The organism is uncultured Reyranella sp., from assembly GCF_945957355.1.
Taxonomy (GTDB): Bacteria; Pseudomonadota; Alphaproteobacteria; order Reyranellales; family Reyranellaceae; genus Reyranella.
Window position 1 is genome coordinate 11,856 of record NZ_CAMFKM010000024.1, and the last position, 12,294, is coordinate 24,149.

Consider the following 12,294-nt stretch of genomic DNA (forward strand, 5'->3'; position numbering starts at 1 on the left):
GCAGGCAGCAGACCATCAGGAAGTAGAAATAGGGCACGTCAGGGCGCGAGGGCGATCGCCGACAGGCCGCGCCCGTAGTCGCGCACGCCCTGGAGCGTATTGCGGCGATAGCTGAAGAAATCGTCGGTGCCGCTCAGCGTGTCGTGGCCGGTGGCGGTGACGGCGACGCCATTGCGGGCAATGCGGTGCACGAGATAGCCGGGCAGGTCGAACATGAAATGCCCGGCGCGCGTGGCGGTCCGGAAGAAGGCGGCGTTCGCCTCGTCCTGCGCCAGGAACGGTGCGGGAAATTCGGGCCCGACCTCATAGGATTCCGGCCCGATGCAGGGACCGACAACGACCCGGATGCGCTCGCGCCGTGCGCCGAGCTTCTCCATTGCCGCGATCGTCGTGTCGACGACGCCGCCCAGCGCGCCCTTCCAGCCGGCATGCGCCGCGCCGATCACCGAGGCTTCGCCATCGGCCAGCAGCACCGGCGCGCAGTCGGCCGCCAGCACGCCCAGCACCACGCCCGGCCGGTCGGTCACGAGACCGTCGGCCTTCGGCGCGCCGGGCGAACTCCAGCGCTCGTCCGCGACGGTGAGCACGTCGGTCGAATGGGTCTGGTGGACGGTCTGCAGGTCAGGCTCGCCGAGGCCGAACTGCTCCGCCACGCGGCGGCGGTTCTCGCGCACGTTGTCGGGCGAATCCCCCGACCCGTAGCCGCAGTTCAGCGAGGAATAGAGACCGCTGCTGACCCCGCCCCGGCGGGTGAAGAAGCGGTGTTGCACCCCGTCGAGGGCGGCGAGGGTCTGGGACTGGATCATTTATTGGTCCGAGAGGGCTTCGTCCGAGGGGATGTCCGTAAAGCCGGCTGGTGGAGCGCTCTTGCCGTCGCCGAGGGCCAGCACGCGGAACAGGGTGCCCATTTGCTCGGGCGCGATCAAGCGAGCCGATGCCGCATCGATGGCATCGGCCTGCGCCGCTTTTGCATTGCGCTTCAATGCCTGTGCACGTTCGAGGAGACCGAGGCGGCGCAGGAATTCACCCTGGCCCACGGGCCCGAAGGCAGGCACGCCGGCCGCCGCCGCGAGGGCCGCGAAGTCGACATGGGCGCTGAGATCGGTCTCGCCGGGGCGGTCGAGAATGCCTGCCCCCTGATGGCGACGCACCGCCTGCAGCGAGGCGGCGCGGCCCGCGCTCTCCAGCCCGTAGTCGATGATGAGCGCCCATCCGCCGTCTCGGGCGATGCGCGTGCCGATGGCGCCCGCCAGGGCCCGTCCGGCCTCGCTGAGTTCCGCTTCGGCGCCTTCGTCGGCTTCCGCCAACAGCGAGGCGAAGGGCGTGGTGCCCGGCGCCAGGGCCAGTCGCAGCCCGCCCTGCTCGTCGAGGCCGACCATGCGCTCGCGCCAGCCCTTGGCCGTGCGGTGGAACTGCCGCACAGGCAGCGCATCGAAGAATTCGTTGGCGACCAGCAACAGCGGCCCTGCGGGGACCTCGTCGAAGCGCTCGTGCCAGGTCGGATTGTACGCGTGCAGGGCGGCGCGCTGGGCCTCGCGCATCGGCGCATTGGTGTCGACGAGATGCAGGTCGATCGCGGCGTGGAAGCCCGGCACGCCGCGCGTCGCGCGTAGCGCGTCGGCCATCAGCGTGCCGCGGCCGGGCCCGAGTTCGACCAGCCGCACGGGCGACGGACGGCCCATCGCCAGCCAGCGTTCCGCCAGCCAGGCGCCGATCAGCTCGCCGAACATCTGCGAGATCTCGGGCGCGGTGGTGAAGTCGCCGGCGGCGCCGACCGGTACGGCGCGGCGGTAGTAGCCCAGCCGCGGATGGCCCAGCGCCTCGGCCATGAAGTCGGCGAGCGAGATCGGCCCGGTGAGCGCGATGCGGCGCGCGATCAGCCCGCCGAGTTCGGTCACGGCAGTGCGGGCTTCCGGTAGGCGCGCAGGATCAGCCAGGCGCCGAACAGCAGCACGGGCATCGACAGCACCATGCCCATGCTGAGCCAGTTCGTGCCGAGCAGGAACCCCAGGAACGAGTCGGGCTCGCGGAAGAGTTCGCCCACGATGCGGGCGAGGCCGTACCCGGCACAGAACACGCCGGTCAGCAGGCCGGGCCGGCGGCGGCCCTCGGTGAGCTTCCACACCGCGACCACGACCAGGGTCAGTAGCACGCCCTCGAAGAAGGCCTGGTAGAGCTGGCTGGGATGGCGCGGCAGGGGGCCGCCGCGCGGAAACACCATGGCCCACGGCACGTCGCTGATCCTGCCCCACAGCTCGCCGTTGATGAAGTTGGCGAGGCGGCCGAAGAACAGGCCGAGCGGCGCCACGAGCGCCACCAGGTCCGACAGCATGAAGGGGTCGGTCTGGTTACGCCGCGCGAAGAGAAGAATGGCGGCGATGACGCCGAGCAGCCCGCCGTGGAACGACATGCCGCCCTCCCACAGGGTGAGCGCGGCCAGCGGATGCTGCAGATAGAAGCCCGGCTTGTAGAACAGCACGTAGCCCAGCCGTCCGCCGAGGATGACGCCGAGCGCCGCCCACAGCAGGAAGTCGTCGATCTTGAGCGGCGACAGCACCTTGGGCGGCTGCTCGCAGACGCGCCGCATGACCTGCCAGCCGATCACCAGGCCCGCGATATAGGCCAGCGCATACCAGCGGATGGCGAAGGGTCCCAGCTGGACCAGGACGGGATCGATCTCCGGATAGGGGATCGCCAGGGGAAGCGCGGCCAGGAGGATGGCGGGAAGGGTGCTCATGAAGGCGACCCTTATAGCGGGGGAATCGCGTCCCTAAAATCGTCGCGGCGCCGATCCGGGGGGATCGGCGCCGCTGGGACTATCCGAACGAGGTTTTATTGGTTTTAGCGAGAGGGGGCGTCGGAAGGTCCTTTTCGGTTCAGGCTTCGCCGACCGTCTCCAGGATGGAGGCGGTCAACGCGTCGGCGGGGCTCTTGCCGGCCCAGACGACGTACTGAAAGGCGGGATAGAAGCGCTCGCTTTCGGTGATCGCCACCTCGACGAGGTCGTTCAGCTGCTCGGCCATCAACCCCTTGGTCCCGCGCAGCGGGATGGCGTGGCGGAACATCGGCAGGCCTTCCTCGGTCCACAGATCGAAGTGACCCAGCCACATCTTCTCGTTGATCAGGGCGAGCAGCCCGTGAATGTCCGAATGCCGTTCGGTCGGAATGCGAACGTCGTAGGCGCAGGTGAAATGCAGCGCCTCGACATCGTCGCGCCAGCTGAAGAACATGCGGTAGTCGCACCAGCGGCCGGCGACCTCGACGGCGATTTCCCGGTCCGAGGTCCGGTCGAAGGGCCAGTCGTTGGCGGAAACGACCTTCTCGATCATTTCGAGCGGATTGAGATCAGACTTCAAACGTGTCCGCTCATGTCGAGATAACGCCATAGAGCTACTCCCCAACCATTCCGCCGTGCGGCTACGCAGAGCCATTCTTGAGGCGGGTGGCCGACATATCGTGGTGGGCACCCAACAACCCACTAGCGCTAGCCTGCCAAAGGATATCTCCCCGCGCAATAAGAAATGGCCGTGTAAAACGGGGAAAGAGTCAGGGATTCCATGAATTTAATCCCCAACGTTAAGATTCGAGTCCGGCGATTCCGCAGAACGATTCGGGGGAATCTGCCGAAAAATTGAGCAAATGACTCGTCGGTCGCTGGATTTCGCGGGATTTGTGCAGGTTCCGGGCGATTGGCACACCGCTTGCCTTTGCAGCCTCCAAGCGCGCCCGGCACCAAGACGTGCCGACGCCAAGACCTGGAGGAGGCTTCGATGTTCAAGGACCCGTTCGATCCCAAGGCCTTGCTGGGTCGAGGTGGCTGCAGCTGCGGTGGCAACCATGCCCAGGCCGACCATGCCCGCCTGACCGCGGCGCCCGCGCCGTCTGGGGAGGAGGACCGCTGGAACCGGGTGGTCGATGCCGCCGTCCTGCGCGCGGTGTTCCCGGTCGACGCCCAGCGCCGCCAGTTCCTGAAGACGGTCGGCGCGGCCACCGCGATGGCCGCCATTTCGTCCGTCCTGCCACTCGGCGCGGCGCGCGAGGCCTTTGCCCAGGGAGGCGCGCCGGAGAAGAAGGACCTGAAGGTCGGCTTCATCCCGATCACCTGTGCCACGCCGATCATCATGGCCCATCCGATGGGCTTCTATTCCAAGCAGGGGCTGAACGTCGAAGTCGTGAAGACCGCAGGCTGGGCGGTGATCCGCGACAAGTCCCTGGCGAAGGAATACGACGCCTCGCACATGCTCTCGCCGATGCCGCTCGCGATCTCGCTGGGCGTCGGCTCGAATCCGGTGCCGTGGACGATGCCGGCGATCGAAAACATCAACGGCCAGGCGATCACCCTCGCCAACAAGCACAAGGACAAGCGCAACCCGAAGGACTGGAAGGGCTTCCGCTTCGCCGTCCCGTTCGACTATTCGATGCACAACTACCTGCTGCGCTACTACGTGGCGGAGGCGGGCCTCGATCCCGACAAGGACATTTCGATCCGCTCGGTGCCGCCGCCGGAAATGGTGGCCAACCTGCGCGCCGACAATCTCGACGGCTATCTCGGCCCCGATCCGTTCAACCAGCGTGCCGTGTACGATGGCGTGGGCTTCATCCATATCCTGACGAAGGAGATGTGGGACGGCCATCCCTGCTGCGCCTTCGCCGTCAGCAAGGAATTTGCCACCCAGAATCCGAACTCCTATCGCGCACTGCTAAAGGCGATCATCGACGCCACCGCCTATGCGCAGAAGCAGGAGAACCGCAAGGAGATCGCCAAGGCGATCGCGCCGCAGAACTACCTGAACCAGCCCGAGACGGTGCTGGAGCAGATCCTCACCGGCACCTATGCCGACGGTCTCGGCGGGGTGAAGAAGGATCCCAATCGCATCGGCTTCGATCCCTTCCCGTGGAACCAGTTCGCCATCTGGATCCTGACCCAGATGAAGCGCTGGGGGCAGCTCAAGGCCGATGTCGACTATGCCAAGGTCGCCCAGGAGGTTTTCCTCGCCACCGATACCGCCAGCATGATGAAGGAGATGGGCCTCACCCCGCCCGATCCGTCGAAGAAGACGATCGTGGTCATGGGCAAGCCCTTCGATCCGGCCAAGCCCGCCGAGTACGTGAACAGCTTCGCCATCAAGCGGACCTGATGATGATGAGACAGTATCAATTGCTGGGGGCGCGCGACTCCAGTCGCGCGTCATGCTTGGCGGTCAAAGAAGATCGCGCCACTGGAGTGGCGCGCCCCCAGCCATGAAAACCTCGCTCGGCGTGCGGGCGGGGCTGCTGTCGGTGCTGATCTTCGTGGCGATCGTCGGTGTCTGGCAGGTCGCCACCATGCCGACGGCGGGCAGCGGCCCGGCGATGGATCCGGAATACGCCAAGCTGGTGGGCGCCGCGGCAGCCACCGGGTCGAAGTCGGCGATGCCGACCCCGGCCGACATCGCCGCCACGATCTGGAAGCACCTCGCCGATCCCTTCTACGTGCGCGGCAGCAACGACAAGGGCATCGGCATCCAGCTGGCCTATTCGCTGGGCCGCGTGCTGCTGGGCTTCGGCCTCGCGGCGCTCGTTGCCATTCCGCTGGGCTTCCTGATCGGCATGTCGCCTTTGGTCTATCGCGCGCTCGATCCCTTCATCCAGATCCTGAAGCCGGTGTCGCCGCTCGCCTGGATGCCGCTCGCCCTCTACACGATCAAGGACAGCGCCATCTCCTCGATCTTCGTGATCTTCATCTGCTCGATCTGGCCGATGCTGATCAACACCGCGTTCGGCGTCGGTAGCGTGCGCAAGGAATGGCTGAACGTGGCGCGCACCCTCGAGGTCGGCCCGTTCCGCACGGCCTTCAAGGTGATCCTGCCGGCCGCGGCGCCGACCATCATGACCGGCATGCGCATCTCCGTCGGCATCGCCTGGCTGGTGATCGTGGCGGCCGAGATGCTCGTGGGCGGCACCGGCATCGGCTACTTCGTGTGGAACGAGTGGAACAACCTCTCGATCGCCAACATCGTGACGGCGATCCTGCTGATCGGCCTGGTCGGTCTGCTGCTCGATCAGGGCCTGGCCTGGCTGGCCAAGCTCGTCACCTATCCGGAATAGGCGCGCCATGGAGAACCGTCCGCTCATCAGCGTCGAAGGACTGGCGCGCCGCTTCGGCGACACCGGCCAGCCCGCGGTGTTCGAGGACATCTGGTTTGGCATCGACAAGGGCGAGTTCTGCTGCCTGATCGGCCATTCCGGCTGCGGCAAGACCACGATCCTGAACGTGCTGGCCGGCCTCGACCGTCCGAGCGGCGGCGCCGTCATCGTCGACAACCGCGAGATCGACGGGCCGAGCCTCGACCGCGCCGTGATCTTCCAGGGCCACGCGCTGCTGCCGTGGATGACGGTGATCGGCAACATCGCCTTCGCCGTCTCCTCGCGCTGGCCGAGCTGGGATCGCGCCAAGGTGCAGGAGCATGCGCGGCAGTTCATCGAACTGGTCGGGCTCGCGGGCGCGGAGAACAAGCGGCCGGCCCAGCTGTCCGGCGGCATGAAGCAGCGGGTCGGCATCGCCCGTGCGCTCTCGATCCAGCCCAAGATGCTTCTGATGGACGAGCCGTTCAGCGCCCTCGATGCCCTGACGCGGGGCATGCTGCAGGACGAGGTGCTGCGCATCTGCGCCGACACGCAGCAGACCGTGTTCATGATCACCCACGACGTCGACGAGGCGATCCTGCTCGCCGACAAGATCGTGCTGATGACCAACGGTCCGGGCGCAAAAATCGCCGAGATCGTGGTCAATACGATGCCGAAGAACGAGCGGCACCGGAACGACCTGCATCGCCATCCGCAGTACTACGCGATCCGCAACCACCTCGTGGAGTTCCTCGTCAATCGCTCGAAGGCGTTTGACAGGGAGATCGCCGCGCATGGCTACGACCCGCGGCGGCCGAAGCTGGTGAAGCCTGGCCTCATGTCCACAAAATTGTCGGCGGTCAATCCGCCGGCCGAGATCGTGCCTTTAACAACCGGGAGACGGCAATGAAGCGGGCTGAAGTCACAGAGAAGATCCTGACGGCCAAGCGGCTGAAGGAACTGACCTGGGAGGAGATCGCCAAGAAGATCGGCGGCGCCTCCAAGATCATCGTCACCGCGGCCTGCATGGGTCAGATGAAGATGACCAAGGAGCAGGCCACCAAGGCCGGCAAGCTGTTCGGCCTGGGCAAGGAAGAAGTCCTGCTGCTGCAGGAAGTTCCCTATCGCGGCTCGCTGCCCCAGATCCCGCCGACCGATCCGCTGATCTACCGCTTCTACGAGCTGGTGCAGGTCTATGGCACGACCTGGAAGGAGCTGATCCAGGAGGAGTTCGGCGACGGCATCATGTCCGCCATCGATTTCGACATGACCCTGGAGCGCCAGCCCGACCAGAAGGGCGACCGGGTGAAGATCGGCATGTCGGGCAAGTTCCTGGGCTACAAGAGCTACTGAGGTCTTATTTAGAGGTCCCTCACTTCGTTCGGGATGACACCGCTTTTGTGGTCGGCGCACCTGCGCCAATTCAAGCGAGATTGTCATCCCGAGCGTAGCGAGGGACCTTTCGCTTCCCCTTCCTTGCCCGGAAGTTCTCCGCTATTCAGGATTGTCAACAATCGACGATCCGGATTTTCAGGAGGCCGTTTGTCCGTTTCCGATGTCTCGACGAGCGATGTCGGCGCGCTTCTCGACCGCGTGCCGAAGGCGACGCTGCGCGCGCATATCGTCGAGCGGCTGCGGCTCGCGATCCTGGCGGGCGACATTCCGCCGGGCGCGCCTCTGGTCGAGACGGCGCTGTCGGAGCGGTTCGACGTCAGCCGCGGGCCGCTGCGCGAGGCGCTGCGGCAGCTGATCGAGGAGGGGCTGGTCGTGACCGTGCCCTATACCGGTACGCATGTCGCCGAGCTCTCGGTCGAGGACGTTCACGAGATCTACTCGCTGCGCACCGTGCTGGAGACCTTCGCCTTCGAGCAGGTCTGGGCGCGCCGCGACGACCGGTTCCGCGCCGAGCTCAGGCGGCGCAACGAGGTGCTGATCGCCTCGATCGATGCCGGCGACGACCGCGCCAGCATCCTCAACGAGCTCGACTTCCACGGCCTGGTCTACGAGGCGAGTGGCCACAAGCTCCTGCAGCGCGCCTGGCACGGGCTGCGCGGCCGGCTGCAGCTCTACTGGGCGGCGCATCATCGCGCGCACGGACGGCGCGGCCCGAAGCGCGACAGCCATGACAGCTACATCGAGGCGGCCTTCGGCCCGGACCTCGACGCGATGAAGGCCGAGATCGCCGATCACATGCGTCGCGGCGTCGAGACCACGGAGAAATTCCTGCGCTCGATGCCGGATCTGTCGGGGAAGCCAAAGAGGGGAGTCAAATCATGAGCATCAATCGACGTTCGTTGTTCGCCGTCGCGGCCGCGAGTGCCGCCGCGCTGGCCATCCCGTTCGCCGCGCGCGCCGAGGGCACGCTCGACGAGGTGAAGAAGCGCGGCGTGCTGCGCGTCGGCGTCACCCAGGCGCCGCCCTGGTACTCGAAGGATCCCAAGACCGGCCAATGGGCCTCGGGTCTCGGCATCGAGATGGGCAAGGCGATGGCCCAGAAGCTCGGCGTGAAGTTCGAGCCGGTCGAGGTGACGTGGGGCAACGCGATCGCAGCCCTCCAGGGCGACAAGATCGACATCATGTTCATGCTCGACGCCACCGCCGAGCGGAAGCAGGCCGCCAACTTCCCCGAATCGCCGCTCCTCTGGTACTCGCTCGCCGTGCTGGCGCGCGACGACCTCAATGCGAAGACCTGGGAAGACCTCAACAAGCAGGGCGTGCGCATCGCCGTGCCGCAGGCCTCGACCATGGACCGCTGGGCGACGCAGCACACGCCCAAGGCCGACATCCAGCGCTTCCCCGGCAACGCCGAGGCGATCGCCGCCTTCCAGTCGGGCCGGGTCGATGCCGTACTGCTGTTCCATCCGCCGCTGCTGGCCGCCCGCCAGCGGCTGGGCAAGGGCAAGATCGTGGTGCCGCTGCCCGCCGAGTCGCAGCCCTCGAGCGCGGCCCTGCGCAAGGGCGACACCGCCTTCACCGAATGGGTCGATAAGCAGTTCGCCGACTACTACAAGAGCGGCCAGACCCAGAAGTGGTACGAGCAGGCGATCGCCGACTTCGGCCTCGATCCCAAGTCCGCGCCGCCGGTCATGAAAGAGATGATCAAGTAGGCGGCTTCGCCCCTTGGCCTACCAGTGGGACTTTTCGCCGGTCCTCGCCAACGCACCTTTGTTGGTCGAGGGGCTGGTGAACACGCTCAAGATCACGGGTACGGCGCTGGTCTGCGGCGTCGTGCTGGGTCTGGGGCTGGCGCTGCTGCGCCTCTCGCCGCGGCGATACCTGTCGTCGCCGGCCGGTTTCGTCATCGAGGTGTTCCGAACGACACCGCCACTGGTCCAGCTCTTCTGGTTCTTCTTCGCCCTGCCGATCCTCGTGGGCATCGAGATGACGCCGTTCGTGGCGGGCGCCGTCACCTTCTCGATCCAGTCGGCCTCGTTCTTCGCCGAGGTGTTCCGCGCCGGCATCCAGTCGATCGAGCGCGGCCAGTGGGACGGCGCGCGGGCGCTCGGCATGCGCCATGACCAGGCGATGCGCCGGATCATCCTGCCGCAGGCGGTGAAGCGCATGATCCCGGCCTTCATGGAGCGCGCCATCGAGCTCATGAAGACGACGACCCTGATCGCCACCATCTCCTATGCCGACCTGCTGTTCGCTGCCAACGAGGTCTCGCAGAAGACCTTCCGGCCGCTCGAGACCTACACGGTCGTGGCGCTGATCTATTTCGTCGTGATCTTCCTCGCGAGCCAGGTCGCGCGCCTCGTCGAGCTGCGGCTGGCGCGCAGCGGCGAGAGTACAGTGCATTGAGCGGGGGCCACTGATGCGCTGGGACTTCGCCTCGGTCCTCGACAATACCGACGCGCTGCTGGTCGGCGCCGTCGGCACGCTGCGCATCTTCGCGATCTGCCTGGTGCTGGGCCTGAGCCTCGGTCTCGTCATCGGCCTGGGACGCTATTCCCGCAACCGCTGGCTCCACATCCCGGCGACGATCTTCGTCGAGTTCTTCCGCAACACGCCGGTGCTCGTGCAGATCCTGTGGTTCTACTTCGCCCTGCCGATCCTGCTGCCCTTCCAGATCTCGCCGCTGGCCGCCGCCTCGCTCGGCATCTCGCTCAACTCGGCGGCCTTCTCGGCCGAGATCTATCGCGGCGGCATCCAGTCGATCGAGACCGGCCAGTGGGACGGCGCGCGGGCGCTCGGCATGCGCTGGGGCCAGGCGATGCGGCGCATCATCCTGCCGCAGGCCCTGAAGCGCATGCTGCCGGCGCTGACCAACCGCGCCATCGAGATCTTCAAGATGTCGACCCTCGCCTCGGCCGTGGCCTATGTCGAGCTGCTGCAGCAGGGCAAGCTGATCGCCTCGCTCAACTACAATCCGATCGAGGCCTACACCGCCGTGGCGGTGATCTTCTTCGTCTTCCTGTGGCCGCTGGTCCAGTTCAGTTACGTCCTCGAACGGCGCCTGAAGAGGGACGAATGACGATCCTCAAGGTCTCCGGCCTCACCAAGCGCTTCGGCGCCACCGACGTGCTGCGCGGCATCGATCTCGAGGTCTCGCGCGGCGAGCGCATCGCGATCCTCGGCGCCTCGGGCTCCGGCAAGAGCACGCTGCTGCGGTGCCTCAACTTCATGGAGCGCCCCGGCGGCGGCACCATCGCGCTCGACGGCCGGGTGCTGGGCCGTGAGGGCCGGGGGGGCCAGCGGAGCTACCCTGAAAGCGAGCTGATCCAGGTGCGCCAGCGGGTCGGCATGGTGTTCCAGCAGTTCAACCTGTTCCCGCACATGACGGCGATCGGCAACGTGATGGAAGGGCTGCGCACCGTGCGCGGCATGCCCAAGCCCGAGGCCGAGGCACGGGCGCGAAAGGAACTGGCGCGGGTCGGGCTCGCCGAGAAGGCGGACACCTACCCGGCGCATCTCTCGGGCGGCCAGAAACAGCGGGTCGCCATCGCGCGCGCCCTCGCCATGGACCCCGAGATGCTGCTGTTCGACGAGCCGACCTCGGCGCTCGATCCGGAGCTGGTCGGCGAGGTGCTGAACGTGATCCTGGCGCTCGCCGAGGAGGGCCGCACGATGATGCTGGTGACGCACGAGCTGGGCTTCGCCTATCACGTCGCGACCCGCGTGATCTTCCTGGCCGACGGCGCCATCCACGAGCAGGGCACGCCCGACGAGGTCCTCAAGAATCCGAAGAAGGAGCGCACCCGCGCCTTCCTCGCCAGCCACAGGCAATTCAGCTTCTAGGGAAAAATGCCATGACGACGGAACAGGCGAGCGCCCAGGCCTATCTGGCCGATGCGCGCAACGACCAGGTGCTGGTCTACGTGAACGGCGCGTTCGTGCCCCGCAACGAGGCCAGCGTCTCGGTGTTCGATTCCGGCTTCGTGCTGGGTGATGGCGTGTGGGAGGGGCTGCGCCTCGTGAAGGGCACGCTGATCAGCCTCGACGCCCATCTCGATCGCCTGTTCGAGGGCGCGCGCTCGATCGATCTCGACATCGGGCTCGACCGCGCCGGCGTGACGAAGGTCGTGACCGATACGCTGGCGAAGAACGGCATGACCGACGGCGCGCATATCCGACTCATGATCACGCGCGGCCTCAAGAAGACACCCAACCAGGATCCGCGCTTCGTGATCGCCAAGGCGACGATCGTCTGCGTCGCCGAATACAAGACGCCGATCCCGGAGGCCAAGGCCAAGGGCTACGCGCTCTTCACCTCGACCTTCCGCACGACCAACCCCGACCAGTTCGACCTGCGCCTCAACTCTCATTCGCGGCTGAACCTGATCCAGGCGCTGATCCAGGCCATCAAGGCCGGCGCCGACGAGGCGCTGATGCTCGACCCGCGCGGCTTCGTGGCCTCGTGCAATTCGACCAACTTCTTCATCGTGCGCGGCCGCGAGCTGTGGACCTCGACCAGCCTCTACAGCTTCAAGGGCATCACCCAGCAGAACGTCATCGACGCCTGGCGTGCCGCGGGCAACGTCGCGAAGGAATGCGACTTCACCCTGGCGCAGGTCTATTCCGCCGACGAAGCCTTCGTGACCGGCACCCTGGGCGGCGTCACGCCGGTGACCAGGGTCGACGGCCGGCTCATTGCCGATGGCAAGGCCGGCAAGGTGACGAAGGAAGCGAGCGACCTCTACCTGAAGTCGGTCGGGGCGCTGTAGGCTCTCCGGTGTTGTGAGCCGCACT

The 12,294-nt window shown here is 66.5% G+C and carries 14 protein-coding genes; 10 read left to right on the forward strand and 4 right to left on the reverse strand.

Annotated features, from left to right (window positions below; all coding sequences use genetic code 11):
* Positions 1 to 38: 38 nt before the first annotated feature.
* The 4 genes from pgeF to Q0Q48_RS25535 all read right to left on the reverse strand — a co-directional run bounded on the left by pgeF (position 39) and on the right by Q0Q48_RS25535 (position 3,356).
* Positions 39 to 806, reverse strand: coding sequence for a peptidoglycan editing factor PgeF (pgeF, locus tag Q0Q48_RS25520; RefSeq protein WP_295144530.1), 768 nt, complete (start codon positions 804 to 806; stop codon positions 39 to 41).
* Entirely contained in the window at positions 807 to 1,898 is a 1,092-nt protein-coding gene (locus Q0Q48_RS25525) for an SAM-dependent methyltransferase (RefSeq protein ID WP_295144533.1), read from the reverse strand. It abuts the gene before it with no gap.
* A complete protein-coding gene (gene lgt / locus Q0Q48_RS25530; protein WP_295144642.1) occupies positions 1,895 to 2,719 on the reverse strand; it encodes a prolipoprotein diacylglyceryl transferase in 825 nt (274 codons plus the stop codon). Before lgt ends, Q0Q48_RS25525 begins: the two co-directional genes overlap by 4 nt.
* 157 nt (positions 2,720 to 2,876) lie before the next feature.
* Positions 2,877 to 3,356 carry a YbjN domain-containing protein gene (locus Q0Q48_RS25535; protein WP_295144536.1) on the reverse strand — a complete coding sequence of 160 codons (480 nt, stop codon included), beginning with the start codon at positions 3,354 to 3,356 and terminating at the stop codon, positions 2,877 to 2,879.
* Between the two features lie 414 nt (positions 3,357 to 3,770).
* Here Q0Q48_RS25535 and Q0Q48_RS25540 point away from each other — a divergent pair, with 414 nt between their 5' ends.
* The 10 genes from Q0Q48_RS25540 to Q0Q48_RS25585 all read left to right on the forward strand — a co-directional run bounded on the left by Q0Q48_RS25540 (position 3,771) and on the right by Q0Q48_RS25585 (position 12,269).
* Positions 3,771 to 5,138 (forward strand): ABC transporter substrate-binding protein, encoded by a 1,368-nt coding sequence (locus tag Q0Q48_RS25540; RefSeq protein ID WP_295144539.1) that lies wholly within the window; start codon positions 3,771 to 3,773, stop codon positions 5,136 to 5,138.
* A gap of 103 nt (positions 5,139 to 5,241) precedes the next feature.
* A complete protein-coding gene (ntrB, locus tag Q0Q48_RS25545; RefSeq protein WP_295144541.1) occupies positions 5,242 to 6,087 on the forward strand; it encodes a nitrate ABC transporter permease in 846 nt (281 codons plus the stop codon).
* Positions 6,088 to 6,094: 7 nt separating this feature from the next.
* Positions 6,095 to 7,015 carry an ABC transporter ATP-binding protein gene (locus Q0Q48_RS25550; protein WP_295144544.1) on the forward strand — a complete coding sequence of 307 codons (921 nt, stop codon included), beginning with the start codon at positions 6,095 to 6,097 and terminating at the stop codon, positions 7,013 to 7,015.
* A complete protein-coding gene (gene cynS / locus Q0Q48_RS25555; RefSeq protein WP_295144547.1) occupies positions 7,012 to 7,458 on the forward strand; it encodes a cyanase in 447 nt (148 codons plus the stop codon). The genes Q0Q48_RS25550 and cynS overlap by 4 nt, the downstream gene beginning before the upstream one ends.
* 189 nt (positions 7,459 to 7,647) lie before the next feature.
* On the forward strand, positions 7,648 to 8,382 hold the full coding sequence (locus tag Q0Q48_RS25560; RefSeq protein ID WP_295144550.1) for a GntR family transcriptional regulator: 735 nt from the start codon (positions 7,648 to 7,650) through the stop codon (positions 8,380 to 8,382).
* On the forward strand, positions 8,379 to 9,212 hold the full coding sequence (locus Q0Q48_RS25565; protein ID WP_295144553.1) for a transporter substrate-binding domain-containing protein: 834 nt from the start codon (positions 8,379 to 8,381) through the stop codon (positions 9,210 to 9,212). Before Q0Q48_RS25560 ends, Q0Q48_RS25565 begins: the two co-directional genes overlap by 4 nt.
* Before the next feature lie 13 nt (positions 9,213 to 9,225).
* Complete coding sequence (locus tag Q0Q48_RS25570) at positions 9,226 to 9,906, forward strand: amino acid ABC transporter permease (protein WP_295144556.1); 681 nt, start codon at positions 9,226 to 9,228, stop codon at positions 9,904 to 9,906.
* Between the two features lie 13 nt (positions 9,907 to 9,919).
* The gene (locus Q0Q48_RS25575) at positions 9,920 to 10,579 is read left to right on the forward strand and encodes an amino acid ABC transporter permease (RefSeq protein WP_295144559.1); all 660 of its coding nucleotides are present in this window, start codon (positions 9,920 to 9,922) and stop codon (positions 10,577 to 10,579) included.
* Positions 10,576 to 11,343: an amino acid ABC transporter ATP-binding protein gene (locus tag Q0Q48_RS25580; RefSeq protein WP_295144562.1), complete on the forward strand. Its 768-nt coding sequence runs from the start codon at positions 10,576 to 10,578 to the stop codon at positions 11,341 to 11,343. The genes Q0Q48_RS25575 and Q0Q48_RS25580 overlap by 4 nt, the downstream gene beginning before the upstream one ends.
* A gap of 11 nt (positions 11,344 to 11,354) precedes the next feature.
* Positions 11,355 to 12,269 (forward strand): aminotransferase class IV, encoded by a 915-nt coding sequence (locus tag Q0Q48_RS25585; protein ID WP_295144565.1) that lies wholly within the window; start codon positions 11,355 to 11,357, stop codon positions 12,267 to 12,269.
* Positions 12,270 to 12,294 lie beyond the last annotated feature (25 nt).

Bases quoted from the DNA above. Each gene is read 5' to 3' on its own strand.
- cynS (WP_295144547.1), top strand. From the start codon at position 7,012: ATGAAGCGGGCTGAAGTCACAGAGAAGATCCTGACGGCCAAGCGGCTG.
- Q0Q48_RS25580 (WP_295144562.1), top strand. From the start codon at position 10,576: ATGACGATCCTCAAGGTCTCCGGCCTCACCAAGCGCTTCGGCGCCACC.
- ntrB (WP_295144541.1), top strand. From the start codon at position 5,242: ATGAAAACCTCGCTCGGCGTGCGGGCGGGGCTGCTGTCGGTGCTGATC.
- pgeF (WP_295144530.1), bottom strand. From the start codon at position 806: ATGATCCAGTCCCAGACCCTCGCCGCCCTCGACGGGGTGCAACACCGC.
- Q0Q48_RS25585 (WP_295144565.1), top strand. From the start codon at position 11,355: ATGACGACGGAACAGGCGAGCGCCCAGGCCTATCTGGCCGATGCGCGC.
- Q0Q48_RS25575 (WP_295144559.1), top strand. From the start codon at position 9,920: ATGCGCTGGGACTTCGCCTCGGTCCTCGACAATACCGACGCGCTGCTG.
- Q0Q48_RS25550 (WP_295144544.1), top strand. From the start codon at position 6,095: ATGGAGAACCGTCCGCTCATCAGCGTCGAAGGACTGGCGCGCCGCTTC.
- Q0Q48_RS25540 (WP_295144539.1), top strand. From the start codon at position 3,771: ATGTTCAAGGACCCGTTCGATCCCAAGGCCTTGCTGGGTCGAGGTGGC.
- Q0Q48_RS25565 (WP_295144553.1), top strand. From the start codon at position 8,379: ATGAGCATCAATCGACGTTCGTTGTTCGCCGTCGCGGCCGCGAGTGCC.